This is a genomic window from Vibrio sp. QJM3NY_26 (assembly GCF_057786005.1).
On sequence record NZ_CM173516.1, the window covers coordinates 678,077 to 698,046 of the forward strand.

At 45.9% G+C, this 19,970-nt stretch carries 20 protein-coding genes and 1 pseudogene; 17 read left to right on the forward strand and 4 right to left on the reverse strand.

What is annotated here, in order from left to right; translation table 11 throughout:
* Positions 1–5 precede the first annotated feature (5 nt).
* The 9 genes from AC3CH4_RS18300 (at position 6) to maiA (ending at position 8,692) form a co-directional block, all read left to right on the forward strand.
* Complete coding sequence (locus tag AC3CH4_RS18300) at positions 6–905, forward strand: alkaline phosphatase family protein (RefSeq protein WP_488544221.1); 900 nt, start codon at positions 6–8, stop codon at positions 903–905.
* Complete coding sequence (locus AC3CH4_RS18305; protein ID WP_488544222.1) at positions 902–1,795, forward strand: ABC transporter permease; 894 nt, start codon at positions 902–904, stop codon at positions 1,793–1,795. Before AC3CH4_RS18300 ends, AC3CH4_RS18305 begins: the two co-directional genes overlap by 4 nt.
* The gene (locus AC3CH4_RS18310; RefSeq protein WP_171307454.1) at positions 1,795–2,580 is read left to right on the forward strand and encodes an ABC transporter permease; all 786 of its coding nucleotides are present in this window, start codon (positions 1,795–1,797) and stop codon (positions 2,578–2,580) included. Before AC3CH4_RS18305 ends, AC3CH4_RS18310 begins: the two co-directional genes overlap by 1 nt.
* Positions 2,580–3,599 carry an ABC transporter ATP-binding protein gene (locus AC3CH4_RS18315; protein WP_171307453.1) on the forward strand — a complete coding sequence of 340 codons (1,020 nt, stop codon included), beginning with the start codon at positions 2,580–2,582 and terminating at the stop codon, positions 3,597–3,599. Before AC3CH4_RS18310 ends, AC3CH4_RS18315 begins: the two co-directional genes overlap by 1 nt.
* Before the next feature lies 1 nt (position 3,600).
* Positions 3,601–4,260: an HAD family hydrolase gene (locus tag AC3CH4_RS18320; RefSeq protein WP_171307452.1), complete on the forward strand. Its 660-nt coding sequence runs from the start codon at positions 3,601–3,603 to the stop codon at positions 4,258–4,260.
* A 432-nt stretch (positions 4,261–4,692) separates the two neighbouring features.
* Positions 4,693–5,766 (forward strand): 4-hydroxyphenylpyruvate dioxygenase, encoded by a 1,074-nt coding sequence (hppD, locus tag AC3CH4_RS18325; RefSeq protein ID WP_488544223.1) that lies wholly within the window; start codon positions 4,693–4,695, stop codon positions 5,764–5,766.
* Positions 5,759–6,919 carry a homogentisate 1,2-dioxygenase gene (locus AC3CH4_RS18330; protein WP_488544224.1) on the forward strand — a complete coding sequence of 387 codons (1,161 nt, stop codon included), beginning with the start codon at positions 5,759–5,761 and terminating at the stop codon, positions 6,917–6,919. The genes hppD and AC3CH4_RS18330 overlap by 8 nt, the downstream gene beginning before the upstream one ends.
* A 9-nt stretch (positions 6,920–6,928) precedes the next feature.
* Positions 6,929–7,966 (forward strand): fumarylacetoacetate hydrolase family protein, encoded by a 1,038-nt coding sequence (locus AC3CH4_RS18335; protein ID WP_488544225.1) that lies wholly within the window; start codon positions 6,929–6,931, stop codon positions 7,964–7,966.
* Positions 7,967–7,987: 21 nt separating this feature from the next.
* Positions 7,988–8,692, forward strand: coding sequence for a maleylacetoacetate isomerase (maiA, locus tag AC3CH4_RS18340; protein ID WP_488544226.1), 705 nt, complete (start codon positions 7,988–7,990; stop codon positions 8,690–8,692).
* Positions 8,693–8,927: 235 nt separating this feature from the next.
* On the opposite strand, the gene AC3CH4_RS18345 is transcribed toward maiA, so the two are convergent.
* Both AC3CH4_RS18345 and AC3CH4_RS18350 read right to left on the reverse strand, forming a co-directional pair.
* A complete protein-coding gene (locus tag AC3CH4_RS18345) occupies positions 8,928–9,857 on the reverse strand; it encodes a carbamate kinase (RefSeq protein WP_488544227.1) in 930 nt (309 codons plus the stop codon).
* 608 nt (positions 9,858–10,465) lie between these two features.
* Entirely contained in the window at positions 10,466–12,478 is a 2,013-nt protein-coding gene (locus AC3CH4_RS18350; RefSeq protein ID WP_488544228.1) for an acetoacetate--CoA ligase, read from the reverse strand.
* 199 nt (positions 12,479–12,677) lie between these two features.
* Between AC3CH4_RS18350 and phhA the strand changes: the two genes are divergently transcribed.
* The 4 genes from phhA to AC3CH4_RS18370 all read left to right on the forward strand — a co-directional run bounded on the left by phhA (position 12,678) and on the right by AC3CH4_RS18370 (position 15,106).
* Positions 12,678–13,472 carry a phenylalanine 4-monooxygenase gene (gene phhA, locus AC3CH4_RS18355; RefSeq protein ID WP_017075597.1) on the forward strand — a complete coding sequence of 265 codons (795 nt, stop codon included), beginning with the start codon at positions 12,678–12,680 and terminating at the stop codon, positions 13,470–13,472.
* Entirely contained in the window at positions 13,462–13,800 is a 339-nt protein-coding gene (locus AC3CH4_RS18360) for a 4a-hydroxytetrahydrobiopterin dehydratase (RefSeq protein WP_488544229.1), read from the forward strand. The genes phhA and AC3CH4_RS18360 overlap by 11 nt, the downstream gene beginning before the upstream one ends.
* A gap of 283 nt (positions 13,801–14,083) precedes the next feature.
* A complete protein-coding gene (locus AC3CH4_RS18365; protein WP_004732615.1) occupies positions 14,084–14,293 on the forward strand; it encodes a DUF3283 family protein in 210 nt (69 codons plus the stop codon).
* Between the two features lie 96 nt (positions 14,294–14,389).
* On the forward strand, positions 14,390–15,106 hold the full coding sequence (locus tag AC3CH4_RS18370; protein WP_004732617.1) for a YebC/PmpR family DNA-binding transcriptional regulator: 717 nt from the start codon (positions 14,390–14,392) through the stop codon (positions 15,104–15,106).
* Positions 15,107–15,381: 275 nt separating this feature from the next.
* Here AC3CH4_RS18370 and AC3CH4_RS18375 read toward each other — a convergent pair whose 3' ends face one another.
* Positions 15,382–15,660 (reverse strand): DUF2798 domain-containing protein, encoded by a 279-nt coding sequence (locus AC3CH4_RS18375; protein ID WP_488544230.1) that lies wholly within the window; start codon positions 15,658–15,660, stop codon positions 15,382–15,384.
* Between the two features lie 85 nt (positions 15,661–15,745).
* Between AC3CH4_RS18375 and AC3CH4_RS18380 the strand changes: the two genes are divergently transcribed.
* Together AC3CH4_RS18380 and AC3CH4_RS18385 are read left to right on the forward strand one after the other, a co-directional pair.
* Complete coding sequence (locus AC3CH4_RS18380; protein WP_488544231.1) at positions 15,746–16,648, forward strand: LysR family transcriptional regulator; 903 nt, start codon at positions 15,746–15,748, stop codon at positions 16,646–16,648.
* A 12-nt stretch (positions 16,649–16,660) separates the two neighbouring features.
* Positions 16,661–17,536, forward strand: coding sequence for an NAD(P)-binding domain-containing protein (locus AC3CH4_RS18385; protein ID WP_372244565.1), 876 nt, complete (start codon positions 16,661–16,663; stop codon positions 17,534–17,536).
* Between the two features lie 150 nt (positions 17,537–17,686).
* Here AC3CH4_RS18385 and AC3CH4_RS18390 read toward each other — a convergent pair whose 3' ends face one another.
* Positions 17,687–18,568: a LysR family transcriptional regulator gene (locus AC3CH4_RS18390; RefSeq protein WP_488544232.1), complete on the reverse strand. Its 882-nt coding sequence runs from the start codon at positions 18,566–18,568 to the stop codon at positions 17,687–17,689.
* Between the two features lie 116 nt (positions 18,569–18,684).
* Between AC3CH4_RS18390 and AC3CH4_RS18395 the strand changes: the two genes are divergently transcribed.
* On the forward strand, positions 18,685–19,662 hold the full coding sequence (locus AC3CH4_RS18395) for a DUF1254 domain-containing protein (RefSeq protein WP_488544233.1): 978 nt from the start codon (positions 18,685–18,687) through the stop codon (positions 19,660–19,662).
* A 3-nt stretch (positions 19,663–19,665) separates the two neighbouring features.
* A pseudogene (locus AC3CH4_RS18400) lies at positions 19,666–19,857 on the forward strand (NAD-binding protein); the annotation flags it as partial.
* Positions 19,858–19,970 lie beyond the last annotated feature (113 nt).

Genomic DNA, 19,970 nt, shown 5'->3' on the forward strand with positions numbered 1-19,970 from the left:
AGACCATGAGCAATAAGGTTATCCTTGTTGTTCTAGATGGACTGAACTATCAGGTAGCCCGTGATTGCATGGGCTACCTGAACGGTCTTCTAGAGCAAAGTGATATGTATGAGAAACAGGGCGATTTGCAGAATAAACAGGGTGATTCGTACAATAAACAGAGCACTTCGCAGAGCACGCAAAAAAACAAGCTGCGTGCCACGCTTTACCCTGTGCAGTGTGATCTGCCGTCAATGTCCCGTCCATTGTATGAGTGCATCCTGACCGGTGTTCGCCCTGTCGAGAGTGGCATCGTCAACAATCAAATTGTGCGTTTGTCGAATCACGAGTCGGTATTTAGCTTGGCGAAGTCGCAGAACAAAGTGACGGCAGCTGCGGCTTACCATTGGGTGAGCGAGTTATATAACCGAGCGCCATTTGATGCAGTACGCGACCGTTTCACAAACGATGAAACCATGAACATCCAACACGGTTGTTTCTACCACTGGGACCACTACCCAGATGAAGCCTTGTTCTTGGATGCTGAGCACCTGCGCGTGACTCATCAGCCTGATTTTTTGCTGATTCACCCAATGAACATTGACGACATGGGACATAAGCACGGGCTGGACTCTCGCCAGTATCGCAATAGTGCACGTGGCGCGGATATCTACCTATCAAACTATCTTGAGAAATGGGTAGACGATGGTTATCAAGTGATCATCACCAGTGACCATGGTATGAACAATGACCTGTCTCATGGTGGCATTCTGCCTGAAGAGCGCGAAGTGCCATTCTTTGTGATTGGCGATAAGTTCACACACCAAGAATGTTCAGTGAAACAGACCGATATCTGCGGCAGCGTCTGTCAGTTACTCAACCTTGAACACGATAAATCTTACACTCAGGAATTGTTGGCCCTATGAGCAGTTCTGTAATCACGCAGAGCGATGGCTCTGCGCTTCAACCCAAAACCAAATCTTTGTTTCAACGCTTCAAGCCCGCTTTGTGGCTTGCGCCTTTTGCCCTGTTTTTCTACCTGTTCCAGCTGGCACCTATGGTTTGGGTGCTGATCAACAGCTTCTTTTACGACGATGAGCTCTCTCTCGAAAACTACGCTGAAGTGTTCGATTCTGCCTTTATGATGCAGGCTTTTGGCAACAGTTTATGGTTGTCGATTTGGTCGAGCATTGTTGGCTTGGCGATTGCGACTCTGCTGGTCTCTTCATTGCGCCGTGTTGATTCTAAAATCCGCGATGCGGTGATTGCTTTCACTAATATGAGCAGCAACTTCTCTGGTGTGCCTCTGTCGTTCGCCTTCATCATCATCTTGGGTACCAATGGTGCGATCACCTTGTTGCTCAAGCAGTACGGGCTATTGGGTGATTTTGACTTGTATGGGAAGTGGGGCTTGCTGGCGATTTACATCTACTTCCAGATCCCATTAGCGGTGTTATTACTCTATCCAGCGTTCGATGCCTTGAGTGACGACTGGCAAGCCGCCTCGGCACTGCTTGGCGCGAGAACCTGGCAATATTGGACCAAAATAGCGCTTCCTGTGTTGTCGCCTGCCTTGCTTGGCACCTTCATCATCTTGATTGCTAACGCGATTGGCGCGTATGCGAGTGTGTATGCGTTAACCTCGGGCAACTACAATGTGATTACGATTCGTATCGCGAGCTTGGTATCGGGCGACTTGTTCTTAGAGCCTAACCTAGCCGCAGCAATTTCCGTAATTCTGATGGCGATGTTGGCCTTTATTACCGTGATTAACCAATGGCTGATCAGCAAAAGCTACGCAGGGAAGAGAAAGTAATGAACACCGTCAATACTCGCTTTCACAAAACGGTTGTCTATTCGATTATCGGCATCATGATGATCCCGATCTTAGCGACCTTTATCTACTCGATCTCTTCACGTTGGGGCGCAACGATCCTGCCGGATGGCTTCACGTTAGATTGGTACATCAACCTGCTGACGGATCCTCGCTTCTTGCAAGCCTTTGGTCGTTCACTGTTTATCTGTGTGGCGGCGTTGTCACTGAGTGTGGTGTTGGTTCTACCTGCGATTTTCGTGGTGTTTTACTATTTCCCGAAGCTCGACAAGGTAATGAATATCCTTATCTTACTGCCGTTCGCGGTGCCGCCTGTGGTGTCATCGGTTGGTTTACTTCAATTGTATGCAGACAGCGAAATCTCACTGATAGGCACGCCGTGGATTTTGATTGGCACCTATTTCACCATCGCGCTGCCATTCATGTATCGCGCGATTGCCAACAGCTTTGAAGCGATTAACTTGCATGACTTGATGGACGCAGCACACCTATTAGGTGCAAGCACCACCAAGGCATTCTTGTTGATTATTCTGCCAAACCTTAAGAAAGGCTTAATGGCGTCACTGTTCTTGTCGTTCTCGTTCCTATTGGGCGAGTTCGTGTTCGCCAACATTTTGGTAGGAACACGCTATGAGACACTGCAAATCTACCTATACAACATGCGTCAAACCAGTGGCCACTTCACGTCAGCCCTTGTGATGACGTACTTCCTGTTTATTTTCTTACTGACTTGGTTGGCAAGTCGTTTCAGCCAGGGAACCAAATAATGAGTTATGTAAATGCGAAAAACCTCACCAAGCGCTTTGGTGACAACACGGTGTTTGAAGACATTCAATTTTCAATTGAGAAGGGTGAACTCATCACGCTTCTTGGCCCAAGTGGTTGCGGTAAATCGACTCTGCTACGCAGCTTGGCAGGCTTGAATCCGGTCGATGGTGGCGAGATCTGGGTGAACGGCGAAGAGATTACTCATCAAGTGCCGCAACAGCGTGGCATCGGCATGGTGTTTCAATCTTATGCGCTGTTCCCGAACATGACGGTTGAAGGCAACATTGCGTTTGGCCTCAAGATGAAAAAGCTTGCTGCCGATGAAATTAAACGCGAAGTCGCGAAAGTGATTGGGCTGGTGGATTTAACGGGCAAAGAGAAGTTCTACCCGCATCAGCTATCAGGCGGTCAGCGTCAGCGTGTGGCTTTGGCAAGAGCCTTGGTGGTCAAGCCGCGTATTTTGTTGTTGGATGAGCCGCTTTCAGCGTTGGATGCGAAGATCCGCAAACACCTACGCCAACAGATCCGAGATATTCAAAAAGAGATGAACCTGACCACGATCTTCGTGACTCATGATCAAGAAGAAGCGATGATCATGTCTGACCGTATCTTCTTGATGAACAAAGGCGAGATCGTACAAGCGGGTACACCCGAAGAGATCTACACTCAACCTGCCAATGAATTCGTGGCTGGGTTCATGGGGCACTATAATCTGGTGCAAGCGAACAAAGCCAAGCAACTTTTCAATATTGAAACCGAGTGGAAAGTGGCGATTCGACCTGAATCTATCTACGTGAAAGAGCAAGGCCGACAATATGGCGAACATATCTCTGCGCCGAAAACGGGCACTATTCGCAACCACCAGCTGCTGGGTAACGTAATTCGCTACCAAGTGGATGTTGATGAGTGTGAATTAACAGTCGACCTACTCAACCGTTCTTCTGAACGATTGTTGGCCAATGGCAGCCAACTTGAACTCCTGTTTAACCTTAATGAAATCCAACCCGTGAGAGCCTAAGATGTTCAAACCTTTGTATGTATTTGATATGGACGAAACGCTGATCAATGCTGATGCAGCGATGCTTTGGAATGAGTTCTTGGTTGAAAAGGGTATTGCCACTGCGCCTAACTTTATCGAAGAAGATCTGCGCTTAATGGGCCTGTATTCGGAAGGCAAACTGAACATGGAAGATTACCTAACATTCTCCATGCAGCCTTTAGCCGATATGCCAACAGAGCAAGTTACAGCATTGGTCGAAGAGTGTGTCGAACAGCATATTTTTCCTAAGCAGTTTAAGCAGTCTAAACCCTTGATTGAGCAGCTAGATCGCGACAACATCGATATGTTGATCATCTCTGCTAGCGTGACTTTCTTAGTAGAAGCGGTCGGTCGCAAGATTGGTATCGAGAACGCACTCGGTATCGATTTGGTCGAAAACCAAGGCCGTTTCACGTCTCAGATCTCAGGCGTACCAAGCTACCGAGAAGGTAAAGTGACGCGTTTAAAAGAGTGGTTAGATAATCAAGAAACTAACTACTCAGACATTCACTTTTATACGGATTCAATCAACGACTTACCTTTGTGTGAACACGCTGATTTTGCTTACTTGGTGAACCCGTGTCCGCGTTTAAAAGCGTTAGCTGATCAACCGAACTGGTCGATCCTCGACTGGGATTAACGCGAATCTTATATTCGAATTAGGTTCTTTCTAGAACTCATTAAGCCGCTGACTACAGCGGCTTTTTTGCATCATCAGTCTAATGTTTGATTTATCACCTTTGCTGATAAAGCTCGAACGTAACAATTCAATAACATCTATTCCTCTGCTGTAAATCAAACTACCATCTTTCAATCCCTTGATAGTACTCACTTTCTTGTCTTGATGGTTTGTGTGTAACAAATATTTTACAAATTGATGGGGTTTCATCGAAATTGCCCATTTTCCTCCACCCATTCCATTATCTCGGCTTGTGGGCCAAATTTAATTAAGGACAAAAAACACACAACATCTAATCACGTAATAGAAAGTACGTAACAAAAAGTCACGTAATAGAAAGTACGTAAATAAAAAAACACGTAATACAAACCAATAGGTACAAGGAGAAAGTTCATGGTGGATACATACAACCCGCTTGGCACGGATGGATTCGAGTTTGTTGAATACACGGCCGTTGACCACAAGGGAATTGAGCAACTTAAAGCGTTGTTTGTGTCACTTGGTTTTGCTGAGGTCGCCAAGCACCGCTCAAAAGAGGCTTGGCTGTATCGACAAGGTGACATCAACTTTATCGTCAATGAACAGCCACACAGCCAAGCGGAAGCGTTCGCCAAGGTACATGGTCCATCGGTATGTGGCATGGCTTTTCGTGTCAACGAAGCAACGGCTGCAATGGAACAAGCGTTTAAGGGCGGTGGTGAAGAGTACAAAACAGAAATAGGGCCGATGGAACTGAGCATTCCGGCTATTTACGGCATCGGTGAGAGCCTGCTCTATTTTGTGGATCGTTATGGCAAGCAGAGCATCTATGACGTCGATTTCCGATTCTATGACGATGCGGAAGAGCGTATGGCTGAAGCCAATGTTGGCTTGTATGAAATCGACCACCTCACGCATAACGTGAAGCAAGGCAATATGGATGTGTGGTCTGGGTTCTATGAGCGTCTTGGCAACTTCCGCGAGATTCGCTACTTCGACATTGAAGGTAAGCTGACAGGCCTAGTGAGCCGCGCTATGACCTCTCCGTGTGGCAAGATCCGTATCCCAATCAATGAGTCTTCTGACGACAAATCACAAATCGAAGAGTTCATCCGTGAATACAACGGCGAAGGTATCCAACACATCGCGTTATCCACGGATGACATCTACAAAACCGTGAAAACTCTGCGCGATCGCGGCATGGACTTTATGCCAACCCCTGACACCTACTACGATAAAGTCGATCAGCGCGTTAAAGGCCACGGCGAAGACACCGATCTGTTGCGCGACCTGCGTGTGTTGATTGATGGTGCGCCGACCAAAGACGGTATCTTGCTGCAAATTTTCACGCAGACAGTAATCGGGCCTGTGTTCTTTGAAATCATTCAGCGTAAAGGCAATGAAGGCTTTGGCGAAGGTAACTTCAAGGCGTTGTTTGAATCGATTGAAGAGGACCAGATTCGTCGAGGAGTATTAGACGATGCATAAATGGATCTCGTTTCCTCATCGGGAGGGGGTGTGCTCTAAACAAGCGCACGCCGATTTTCCCGAAGAGGCAATTTATGAGCGAGAAGCGGGTCGGAGTGGTTTCTTCGGCCCTGCGGCTCACTTTCATCACCAGCATGCCCCAACAGGTTGGTCGGAGTGGGAGGGCGATTTACGCCCTCGCGCTTTTGATTTTACGCTGGTGGAAAAAGCCAGCCAGATAACCCCTTGGGCGGTGCCTCATCTTTTGCACAACGCGGACTGCAAAATCCGTGTATGGCGCATGGATGAGAAGATGGATTTCTTAGTGCGTAACTCTGATGGCGATGAGCTGCTGTTCATTCACCAAGGCAGCGCCGATCTCTATTGTGACTATGGTCATCTAGCGGTGAGTGAAGGGGATTACGTGATGATCCCGCGCTCGACCAACTGGCGTTTAGAGCCAAGTGAGCCTATGTTCATCTTGATGATCGAGAACACAGATGCGGCTTACTCCCTGCCAGAGAAAGGCATGGTCGGTAATCACGCGGTGTTTGACCCTGCGGTGCTCGACATCCCTTCAATCAATGATCAATTCCGCGCTCAGTATTCAGAAAACCAGACTCAGGTTCAGGTGAAGCGTCACGACAAAGTCAGCGTGATCACCTATCCATTCAATCCATTGGATGCAATTGGTTGGCATGGTGATTTGGCCGTGGTGAAAGTGAATTGGCGCGATATCAGACCGCTGATGTCGCATCGCTACCACTTGCCACCCTCAGCGCACACGACGTTTGTTGGCGCAGGATTTGTGGTGTGTACCTTTGTGCCACGTCCGATTGAGAGCGATCCTGGGGCGTTGAAAGTGCCGTTCTACCACAACAATGATGACTACGACGAAGTGCTTTTCTATCACGCTGGTGACTTCTTCAGTCGCGATAATATTGAAGCGGGCATGGTGACTTTCCATCCAGCTGGGTTTACGCATGGGCCTCACCCAAAAGCCTTTAAGGCTGGGCAAGCTCATAAGAAGAAGTTTACCGATGAAGTGGCGGTGATGATCGATACTCGCCATGCGCTGCAGTTCTCTGATGAACTCGATAGCGTTGAGAACAAAGAATATGTCTACAGTTGGCAAGATTCTGGTTCGAAAGAAATGGCTGACGATAAGAAGTAAGGGACAAGGATGAAATTAGCAACCAAGAAAAATGGTACTCGCGACGGTCTATTGATGGTCGTAAGTAAAGATCTTAAACAATGTGTAGCTGCCACCGAAATTTTCCATGCAATGCATCTGGCGCCAACCATGCAAATAGCCTTGGATAACTGGGACAGCGTGGCTTCTCAGTTAGAAGAGTTATACACCTCGTTAAACAACGGGCATGTGACTGGCAGTGAAGTGTTTGCACCTCAGTATTGTGAATCGCCTCTGCCACGCGCATATCAATGGGCTGATGGCAGTGCTTATGTAAACCACGTTGAACTGGTGCGTAAAGCGCGTGGTGCTGAAATGCCAGAAAGCTTCTGGGTCGATCCATTAATGTATCAAGGCGGCTCAGATGCCTTTATCGGCCCTCGTGACAACATCGAATTTGCTAGCGATGAGTGGGGTATAGATTTCGAAGGAGAAGTCGCGATTGTAACTGGTGACGTCCCTATGGGCGCAAGTGCTAAACAAGCGCATGATTCGATTCGTTTACTGATGTTGGTGAACGACGTGTCGCTGCGTGGCTTGATTCCCGCTGAGCTTGCGAAGGGCTTTGGCTTCTTCCAGTCTAAACCGTCTTCGGCGTTTTCTCCGGTTGCCGTCACACCCGATGAACTTGGTGAACAGTGGAAAGGCAGTAAGGTACATTTACCATTAATATCGACCTACAACGACCAGCCTTTTGGTTGTCCGAATGCAGGCGTGGATATGACCTTCAATTTTGCAGAGTTGGTCGTGCATGCCGCGAAGACTCGTCCACTGTCGGCGGGCGCGATCATCGGTTCAGGCACGGTTTCTAATAAGCAGGGCACTGACCACGGCACCTCAATTGCCGAAGGCGGTGTGGGTTATTCATGTATTGCCGAAGTGCGAATGATTGAGACGATTCGTGATGGTAAACCGTCGACTCAATTCATGTCGTTTGGCGATTCGATCAAGCTTGAGATGTTTGATGCAGCGGGTGACTCCATTTTTGGTGCGATTGACCAAAAAGTGAGCCAGTATCGAGCGCTATAATCCACGTAATAGGATTTCTGTATGAGCGAGAGTATCGTGAACAAGAACATTATACTTTACGGTTACTGGCGCTCGTCCGCAGCCTATCGAGTGCGTATCGGATTGAACCTAAAACAACTCAATTATGAGTCTAAATCGGTGCACTTGGTGCGTAATGGCGGCGAGCAGCATGATCCACAATATCGCGATCTCAATGCCAGTGAATTAGTGCCGGTGCTGGTGGATGGTGACGTTCAGCTCAATCAGTCGCTGGCTATTCTTCAATATCTCGATGAACACTATTTGTGTGAGAGCAGCCCAGACACCTTGTTGATTCCAGAGCAAACACCACTGCGCTATCAAGCACTGGCGATGGCTCAGGATATTGCGATGGAAATTCACCCTCTTAATAATCTGCGTGTGTTGCAGTATTTGGAGCGAGAATTATTATGCGGGCAAGAGGTGAAAATGGATTGGATTTACTATTGGATGAGCCAAGGGTTTTCAGCGTTAGAAGAGAAGCTGGCGAAGCACAGAAAAGCACATGGCGATTCAGTGTATAGCCTCACTGACTCCCCTTGTATCGTCGATATTTGCTTAGTGCCACAAGTCTACAATGCCTTGCGCTTTGATGTTGATATGTCACCGTATCCGTTGATTAACTCGATTGTCGAAGCGTGTAACCAGTTACCTGCTTTTATTGGGGCGATGCCAGAGAACCAAGCGGATGCGAATGCACCGATGTGAACGTATTGAATTGTTTTTTTATGAACTGGAAACGTTATTTGGATTAAGTCTCGTTATAATTATTCTTTGGTATATTTAAAGATATTATGTATTCATTCTTTTCAGGTTTAATTTCCAATTTTATGACTATTTATCTCATCTAGCATTAAACGGGTCGAATAAAACAAGCCTCATTATAATTAAATAAGAGGCTTGTAATATAATTTATATTAGTGGTGTTTATCACTCGATAATATTAGTAATAAACAATACCTTCGCCTTTCGTTATCAGAGTGCCAGCTTCATTGGTGATTATTTTATCTAAATCAAATAATGAACCAATCGCCGCATTACCCAATCCAGCTTCAACGAATTTACAAACGGCATCAATTTTTGGCCCCATAGAACCGGCAGGGAATGAAAATTCTGCTAAACCAGCAGGCGTTGCTTGCTTCATTTCTGCTTGGTCTTCTTTACCATAGTTACGGAAAATCGAACCATCGGTTAAGATAATAAATAAGTCGGCATGGATTTTTTCAGCGAGTAGTTCAGCCGTAAGATCTTTGTCAATTACGCACTCTATGCCAGTACTCTTACCTTGCTCAATACTCACGGGAACACCGCCGCCGCCACAAGCGATAACAAGGTTTTCTGTATCTAGAAGAGTTTCAATTTGCTGAATTTCAACAATGCTTTTTGGCATAGGAGAAGGCACAACGCGTCGGTAGTACTCGCCATCAGCTTTAAACTGCATTGTGCTTTGAGCCATTAACTCTTTAGCTCGTTGCTCTGTATATACAGGGCCAACAAACTTAGTCGGGTTAGCAAACGCAGGGTCTTTTTTGCATACTTCAGTTTGCGTGACTAGCGTCGCTACGTCTAATTCAGGGTCAATGTTTCTTAGCTCTTGTTGTAACATGTAGCCCACCATGCCACAGGTTTGAGAGCCGAGCACATCCATTGGGTATGGGGTAGTCTCTGGCGAATATTCGCTATAAGCCGCGTTTTGTTCCATCAACAAACCTACTTGTGGGCCATTACCATGAACGATAACAATCTCATGTTCGCGTGCGATTGCAGCAATACTCGCCGCTGATTTGATTATATTTTCACGTTGGTTCTCAGCCGTTAATGCTTGGCCTCTTGCTAAAAGAGCGTTACCGCCTAAAGCTAATACTATCCGCATGATAATGTCTCCGATCATTTAATAATGATTTTATTTATTTTACGTAGGGATTAACCGCTTGTTTCTAATTAAATTCAAGATTATTAATAACAATGACTAGGTTTTTTAATTACTCTTAAGTAATTAACATGCCGAGATAGTATGGGAAAATAACTGTTCTAAATGTGATAGCTATCAAATTATCATTTCACTAGAAATAGAGCTGTGGGAGCGGGAATTATTATAATTCGATTAAATATCCATAAGCTGGGATACAATCCAGTGGTGGACTCTTTTTTTGTATAAATGATTCGTCTTTAGTGAATATTATCTCAGCCCCAAAAATGAATAATTTAACATTTTTGTTTTAAATATGACGTTCAGATCTCATTAAGAACTTTAGAAAAGGTAAGGGGCCAAACTGAGGCGAGGGTTTACGAGCTCAAAGAGTGGCTTCGATTCGGTTTTTATTGGCCAATCAAGGGCTGCTTAAAGTGTTCAGTGTTTAATGCTTCTCCCGTTGCTTGCTTCACTCAGTCATCGGTTTTCAATCGGCTGCCTTTACTCTAGATATTATCTGACAGCCAAGTGAAAATTGGAGATAGCTTGCTACGTTCTAGGCCTAGTCGCTAAAGCGAAACAACGTGCTTTATCTCTTCTAAAACCTCGGCGTTAGCAATAGCTCCGAGGTTTTCTACTATTTTACCGTTCACTACCTGTTTCACCGCTAATTCCACCAGTTTGCCCGAACGTGTTTTTGGTACGTCGCTGATGGCAAAAATTTGGCTCGGCACATGTCTTGGTGAGCATGATGATTTGAGCTTCCTCTTGATGGCCGTTAGTAATGTTTCATCTAGACTCACACCTTGCTGCAACTGAACGAACAGCCATATCTGTTCATTGCGGTCGATGTCTTTACCGACTGCTATCGAGTCAACAATGCCCTCAATGGTGTTCACTTGCTGGTAGATCTCGGCAGTACCAATTCGCACACCACCGGGGTTGAGTGTGGTGTCGCCTCGCCCGTAGAACAGGTAGCCACCATGCACGCTCTGTGCGACTTCATCACCGTGATGCCACACATTATCGAACTTGTCCCAGTAAGTGCTGTGGTAGCGCTCTCCGGTGTCATTCCAGAAGCCAACAGGAAAGTTGGGGAGGGAATTTGCACACACTAATTCGCCACGTTCGTGATTGACTTTGTGGCCAGAAGAGTTGAACACCTTGATGTCGACCCCGAGCCCTGCCTGTTGGCACTCACCGCGATACACAGGCGAGATAGGGTTGCCTAAAACAAAGCAGCCACAAATATCCGTACCACCAGAAATGGATGCTAAATGCAGGTCTTTTTTGATGTGCTTGTAGACGTAGCCGAACTGCTCTGGGTAGAGCACTGAACCGGTCGAGCACAGTGTTCTTAATTTAGGAAGGTTGTGACTGTCGATAGGCGAGAGTTCTGCCTTCTCAATCGCTTCTAGATACTTGGCTGAAGTGCCAAATGTCGATACATCAGATCGCTGCGCTAAATCCCACAGAACGTTAGGTTGCGGGTAAACCGGGCTACCATCAAATATCACCAAACACGCACCGCTCGCGAGCGCAGAGACGTGCCAGTTCCACATCATCCAACCACAAGTGGTGTAGTAGAACACGCGATCTCTTGGTTTAATATCGCAATGAAGCTGATGCTCTTTTAGGTGGTTGATGATAGTGCCACCTACCGAATGCACAATACACTTTGGCTTGCCTGTTGTGCCGGAAGAGTAGAGCACAAACAGTGGTTCATTGAAGTTCACACGAGTAAATCGAAGAGGTTGTGGCTGATAGTGATTGATGATGCTGTGCCAGCTTTGAGGCGGCACATCATGTTCAACGTTCTTCTCTAAATCGCTTCTCTCTACATCACGAGTCGGTTTCAAATAACCGATCTCACACACCTGTTTTAGCGCGTTTAAGTGTTCAATGATTTCACGGTTCTTGTCCGTCATATCGAACATTTTGCCATTGAAGGTGTAACCATCACAGGTTAACAGCACCTTAGGTTTCACTTGGCCAAATCGCTCAATCACGCTCTCGACGCCAAAATCAGGTGAAGTCGATGTCCAAATCGCACCCAAGCTAGTGGTTGCCAACATCGCAATCACGGTTTGAGGAAGATAAGGCGTATAAGCAGCAATCACATCACCTTGTTGAACACCACTATCAATAAGCCATTGTTGAACGCTAGATACTTCCTCACACAAGGTTTGCCAAGTGTAGCTTTGATGCTCGCCATGCTCATTCTCAAACCAAATCGCAAGCTCGTTTGGCAACGTTTTTGATGAATGCAGCAAGTTTTCGGCATAGTTTACTTGAGCATTCGGGAACCATACTGCATCGCGATTCGATTTTGGTTGCTGCCAGCGGCTCTCGCCTTGATTTTTGGTGTCATCTCCTTGCGAGCCCACCATTCCACAAAACTGCCATACGTTCTGCCAAAACGTCTCGGGATCTTCCACAGACCATTGATGGAGATCCTTATAGTTTTGTAATTCCCGCCCGAGTACGCCCTGCTGAACGAGGTTATCCATAAATCGGGTTACGTTGGCGTGTGCGATGCGCTGCTCGCTGGGCTGCCAAACTGGCTTATTGCTTTCGTGCATTCCTTTACCTTTAACAAAAAGTTAACGATTTCAGTCTGGTATTTAGGTTTTACAAAGTCAAAAGATCAGCAAAATAAGTGGTTGCTGGAATTGTGTAAATAAAATGTTACACGATCGCCTATTTCGAAAAGTCGCGCAAATTGGCGGATATAACGAGTGGAGATAGGCTTAAAGTGAGACATTCGAAAGGAGGTGTGTAATGACTCAATATCATTCTAAGCCCGTGAGCCAAGAGGGATGGGTTGAGTGGAGCCTCGAAGAAGACGCCATTTGGCACGACTTAGTGAAAAGGCAATTAGACGTCATTAATGACCGCGCATGCGATGCCTATTTGCACGGTTTGACCCTGCTGGATCTGCCATTAGACAGAGTTCCCCAGCTTCCAGAGATAAATAAAGTGCTAATGGAAACAACAGGTTGGCAGGTTCAGCCTGTGCCTGCATTGATCGATTTCGACCGTTTCTTTGATTTGCTCGCCAACAAGAAATTCCCAGTCGCGACATTTCTGAGAACACGAGACGAGTTCGATTACTTACAAGAGCCTGATTTCTTCCATGAAATTTTTGGCCACTGTGCCATGCTCACCAATGCCGATTTTGCGACATTCACTGAGCATTACGGAAAACTTGGCCAAGCAGCCACACCTAAACAGCGCGCGTATCTTGCCCGTTTGTATTGGTTTACGGTTGAGTTCGGTTTAGTAAAAGAAGGCCATAGGCTGAAAATCTATGGCGGTGGCATTCTTTCGTCTCCGGCGGAAACCATGTATGCGTTGGGAGGGGACTTGGCCGTTCGTGAGCGGTTTGACCTGCAAACCGTGCTAAGAACGCCTTATCGTATCGATATTATACAACCGAAATATTACGTGATTGATGAGTTGTCTGAGCTCTTCAAAATCAGCCAGGAAAACCTATTGCAGCAAGCAGATCTCGCGATAGACGAGGGATTACTACCACCACTTTTTGAACCTAAGGAACCAACACATGTTGAATGAACAAAAATGCGAAGCCTGCAGTATCGACGCGATTGCCTTAAGTAAAGACGAGCAACAGCCTTTACTGTTGGAGTTGTCCGACTGGCAGATCATGGAAAGAGATGGCATCCCACAGCTTGAGAAGGTGTTCAAGTTTAAGAACTACAAACAAGCATGGGCATTCAGCAACAAAGTGTCAGAGTTGGCAGAAGACGAATTCCATCACCCTTCGATCTTATTGGAGTGGGGCAAAGTCACCGTAACGTGGTGGAGCCACTCAATCAAAGGCCTGCACAAGAATGACTTCATCTGTGCCTCACGCTGCGATGTGTTTGCGGTGAGTGAATAGCCTTTTTGGTCTAGATGAGGCTTTTTCCGACATCTGTGATGTGATTATCTTATTATTCGGCTCATAAGGTGAGTCGAATGACTGCTTAAACGGCTCATGGTATGAGTTGAATAAGCGATACTTTTGTATCATAGAGCGTAACTTCTCCCAAACTAGCTTGACCTGCATCAGCGACTTGCTGGTTTCTTGCCCCACAACCCCCTCTATTGCTCATAGTATTGGTTTTATGAGGCTGCTCTATGATATATTTCTCGGCCAAGTGTATTACAGACGAAGGCTAATAATGTCTATCAACCTTTCACTCCTTCCACCCAGTGAGAAAAATAAAATCGAACTGGATAAGCAGGCATCGTTTCTTGTATGGAAATTGAAGCAGGCGAAATGTGGCCCTGAAGCCATTGTTGAAGAAGCAATGAAGCTAGGTGACCCAGAAGAAAAGGCTTGGTTTGATCAGTCTGTAGAAAAATACAAGCGGGTAATGGGTGTCGCATAAACGCACATAAACCTTACCCAGCAAAGCTGTAGAATTGAAATGACACAGTAATTTGCTAGAATTTGCTCCGTTAATTGAATCAGAGAGAAGATCCCGATGGGAAGAAGTTTTGAAGTGCGCAAGGCCTCAATGGCGAAAACTGCAGGCGCAAAAATTAAAGTTTATTCTAAATACGGTAAAGAGATTTACGTACTGGCTAAGAACGGCAGCTCTGACCCAGACATGAACTTACCTCTTAAGCACCTGATTGCTAAAGCTAAGAAAGACCAAGTACCCGCTCACGTTATCGACAAAGCGATCGATAAAGCGAACGGCGGCGGCGGTGAAGACTTCCAACCAGCTCGTTACGAAGGTTTCGGCCCTGGTGGCACAAGCGTAATCGTTGACTGTCTAACTGACAACGGCAACCGTACTTTCCAAGACGTTCGCCAATGTTTCGTTAAGACTGGCGCGAAAATCGGTGTTGAAGGTACTGTTTCTCACATGTTCGCTCACCAAGCTGTATTCCAGTTTGCTGGCGAAGATGACGAGATCATCCTAGAAACGCTAATGATGGAAGACGTAGACGTGACTGACGTTGAGCTAGAAGACGGTGTTATCACTGTATTCGCTCCAACGACTGAGTTCTTCAAAACGAAGACTGCACTACACACTGCGTTCCCAGAGCTAACTCTGGACGTTGAGGAAATCACTTTCGTTCCTCAAACAACTACGCCAGTAGCTGAAGAAGATTCTGAGAAGTTCCAGAAGTTCTTAGACATGCTTGACGACTGTGATGACGTTCAGCAGGTTTACCACAACGCTGAGCTTTAATATCAATCTAAATTGATAGCTTTGCTCTTGTGAGTAGAATGTAGAATAAAAAAAACCGAGCCTAGTGCTCGGTTTTTTTATGCCGTTTATTCAGAGATAGAAGAACTTAAAAGTGTGCCTCTGAGTGTTGGCTGTTTTCTTTGGTCTTCTTCTGTGATTGCTTACTGTTTTTACTCACTGTACCCGTTCGCAGTATCTGTTCGGAACCGCTGGTCGAATTCCCCTTGATCATCGTTCCATGATAGCGACATGATCCTCCTAGACTCGTGATCGACTTAGTTAGTCGTTTCAGGTGAAGTTGAAGTTTCAGGTAATGGGTTAGGCATCGTTTTAGTTCTTGGCTTACATATCCACGCTGCTAATTTTCGAATCAATGGCAGTACGGTTAGGTTGAGTGTTAATGCGCAAGGCCAAGCAATAAAGAAGCTTTGTAGCCAAATAGGCGGCCATTCGTGGCTGAACCCTATTTTGTAGCCTGAGATAACCCCAGACATAATCATTGCCATGGTCAGGGAAGACAAAATAGAAGTTACCCAAAATTGTTTATTGTTCATTGTATGTTTCTCCCGTGATTTTCTGTTGTTGATGAGATAAGGTTACATCTATCCATTAATGAGAAAAATAGGCACATATAGAAGTATGAATTCCATATTTGGAAACATTGATGATCTGTTTTTATTCTGTGCAGTGGTTGAAGAGGGTTCTTTGCTTTCGGCATCGAAACGCCTGCAATTACCTGTGTCGACCATGTCGCGTCGATTAACCGCATTGGAAGATCGCCTGAGTATCCGACTTTTAGAAAAGAAAGGTCGTGAGTTGATGGCCACTAAAGATGGCGAGGCGGCCTTTGCTGCGTTGAGCAGCGGTATGGAATCGCTGCATCAAGGCTTCAGTAGCTTGCTTGAGGAGCGCGATGCGATTCAAGGTAAGATAAAGCTCGCAGTGCCTCATAACTTCTACAGTGGCTTTCTACGTTCGACCATTGAGCAATATCTTGTTGAGTATCCCAATGTGCAGCTTGATTTAACTCTGAGTCAGCAGCAAGTGGTTCCTCAAACTGATCGTGATTTGTTGATTACGTTTAAGATTTCCGACATGGAAGGCATGATTGCTCGACCACTGTTTAAAGCCAAGCACGGTTTCTTTGCGAGCCCAGATTATTTGGATTCCCACAGTGCGATTAAAAATCCAGGTGATCTAGAGCACCACGACTGGATTAATGTCGATGATGTTTTTGATATGCCGCTCTACAAATCCGACCGCTTAGAGCAGATGGTGACGATTAAACCGAAGTTTATTGTTAATGACATCAATGCTGTGGCCGCCGCAGCGCTGAAGGGGTTGGGGCTTGCTTCACTGCCTTTTCGCCATGTATCTCCAGAGATGAATCTGATTCAAGTGCTCCCTGAGTATCATCGGGGTGATCGCCAAGCGTATTTAGTGTACAAAGAAAGAAAATATCAGCCAAAGGCTTTGACCCTGCTTATCGATGCATTGATTGAGAGTGTTCGATCTTTCCATAGTGATGACTTGGTCAAATAAAAGGAGAAAGGAATGAAAGTAAGTTTTATCGGGCTAGGCGTTATGGGTTTTCCAATGGCAGGCCACCTAGTCAAAGCCGGTTTTGAAGTAACGGTATTTAACCGCACTCACAGTAAAGCGCTAGACTGGGCTGATAAACACCAAGGTAAAGCCGCAGAAAGCGTAGCTGAATGTGTAGCAGATGCGGATGTTGTACTTGTCTGTGTTGGCAACGATGACGACGTACGCAGCATGACGACCAGCGAAACAGGCGCACTAGCAGCAATGAAGCCTAACGCGATTCTTGTCGATCACACCACAACGTCTGCAGTACTGTCTGAAGAGCTTGAAGTGGCCGCGAAGCAAGCGGGTGTTCGCTTTATGGATGCACCAGTGTCTGGTGGCCAAGCGGGCGCAGAAAACGGCGTGTTAACCATCATGTGTGGTGGCGAACAAGATTTGTTTGATGAACTTCAACCTGTGTTCAAAGCTTACGGTAAGTCGTCGGTTCTGATGGGTAAAGTAGGTCAAGGCCAACGCGCGAAAATGGTCAATCAGATCTGCATCGCAGGTGTATTGAATGGCCTTTCTGAAGGCTTGGTACTTGCTGAGAAATCAGGTTTGGACATCCCAACTCTGGTTGATTGCCTTAAAAACGGCGCAGCTGGTTCATGGCAGATGGAAAACCGCGCCACCACAATGGCGCAAGACAAGTTCGATTTCGGTTTCGCAATTGATTGGATGATCAAAGACTTGGGATTCTGCTTAGATGAAGCTGAGCGCCAAGGTATCCAACTTCCATTGACTGAAAAAACCAACAACGCATACAAGGCACTGTCTGCCGAAGGACAAGGCCGCATGGATACATCAGTATTGATGAAAGCCGTGGTTGAAGAGACGAAGAAGTAGAAGAAACGAAGAAACAGTCGCAGCGAAGAAGTCGTAAAAACTTTGCTTAGATAACTAAAATAGCCGCTGATTAGCGGCTATTTTTGTTTGTGTGAAACGATAACGGGCCTTTTTAACTCGCTTCGGGGCACTAACGATCTAGATTAAAGCCTATCTAGATTGAAGCATAACCCTTTTTATTACGTCATGAACGGCAAGATTTAGGGGGCTTTGGCGATCGACAAGGCGCATGCAGGATACAAGGTTTAGATCGATCCTAAACTCTTTGGGTGGCTCTATGGTATTAAGCGAAGCATCCTTCCAACTATCGCTTAGTACGCAGGCGTGTTCCCCCTGCTCTAGAATTTGCCTCGCAACTGAAAAATTGTCTACCGTGATACTGATGTGAGGCTCAATACCATTACTTTTCAACATTTCTAAATATCGGTAACGATCTTCATTCCAACCTTGACTGCGGATCTTGATAAAAGGCAATTGCAACGCCTCTTCCCATGTTAATTTCCCCAATGACTTTGAAACGGCGATCACCAGTTGATCGGCCATGATGCGTTTCTGGAAGATATTCATACTGCGGTCTTCATTTAAAAAGTGCACACCTAGAGTGATGTCACCCTCTTCTAACTTTTGCTCTGTATCTGATGCCCAAGTCTTCAGCTCTATTTGCGCTTTGGGAAACGTTTTCGAGAGTTCCCTAAATAGATCAACACCTGAAAACTCCAGTGTGTAGGCGAAAAAAGCAAGAGTGATTGGCCCATCATAGGTGGCAGAATCGAATGTCACAGGTGAAGTAGCAGAGTGCATCAAGGACAAGGCGTGTTCAATATTGGGCAAAATAGATTTGCTATAATGTGTTGGCCTTAGTCCTTCAGTGGTGCGTTCGAAAAGTGGGTGCCCTAATTGATCTCTGAGCTTGGTCATTTGCTTGCTGACTGCGCTCTCAGAGATCCCTAGCTTCATCCCCGCCCTTTTCAGGCTGTTCGACTGACACAGCAATACAAAAGTACGCAGCAAATTCAGGTCTATACTTTCCATTTGGGCAAGTCCTATTTTCCACACTTTCCTTTTGGGAAGTATAAAGTAATCACTATCGGCAGAGCAAATAATACTCTTCCAAATGACATTCACTTTGAAATATAAAGGTCGCTATTATGAAAAAGCTATTCCCTCTTACTGCTGTCGCTTTATTCTCAACCAGCGTTTTTGCAGCGCCAACTATCGTCACGGAAGATAATTTTGCTCAGGCATACACCAACATGCGTCTCGGCTCGGTGGTAGAGAAAGCCGGTGGTATTAATACATTCTTTGAGATGCCAGTGCCGAGCAGCGTTCCAGAAGAGCAGTTCGTTGTACGAATGAATCGAGACACTTTTTATTCCGTTTCTGTCATCGATATGTCGAACGATGATGTCTATGTGACTGTTCCAGAAACTGACCAATATGTGTCACTGCAAGTCGTGGACGAAAACCACGAGACACAGCCAATGATCTACGGTTCCGGTCGTCATAAAATCAGTTCAAAAACCGACCACGCATTTGTCATTGTCCGCGCTCTTGAAGATGACGCACGCCGTAACCTGAAGATTGAAACAGGCAGTGAGAAGCCGTTTGAAGTAAAAGAGTGGGACATGGCGTCGTTCAGTACCACGGATAAAGCTGGCAACATAGATTTCAGTGACGGATATGACCAATCAAAGGCGTTTGGTAACAAAGAAAGCGGCCAAACTGATTATATGAATTACGTTGGCGCAGCTGGCGGTTGGGGGGGCGCGATGGTCGAAGACAATATCTATCAAACCAGCCAGTACTTCGATGCGAATGCATGTTATGAGACCACTTTCAAAGATCCGAAGGCTGGCTCATTCTGGTCTGCGACCGTATATAACGCTGATGGGCGAATGTTTAACGATAAAGCCAATATTTCGAGTGAAATGGTCCCCGTAATGAACAGCGATGGAACCTACACTCTCCGTTTTGGGTGTGAAGGTCAACCAAACAATATCCCAACGATGGAAGGTAATAAGACCGGTAAATTTAATGTTCTTATACGCCATTACAACCCGAGTGAGCCAGTTAGCAAAGGCGAGAAAGGTTACAATCCAGCGACGATGATTAAAAAAGTAGGCTAATTTAAATCGTCGGTTCTGAAGGGTAAAGTCGGTCAAGTCCAACGCGCGAAAATGGTTAATCAGAACTGCATCGCAGGTGTATTGGATGGCCTTTCTGGAGGTTTAGTACTTGCTGAAAAATCAGGTTTGGACACCCCAACGCTGGTTGATTGCCTTAAAAACGGCGCTGCAGGTTCATGGCAGGTGGAAAACCGCGGTTGAAGAGACAAAGAAATAGAAGAAATTAAGAAGTAGAAGATACGAAGCACAAGAGGCTAAAAGTCATCGAAGCTTCGTTTCAATAATAAAAAATAGCCGCAGATTAGCGG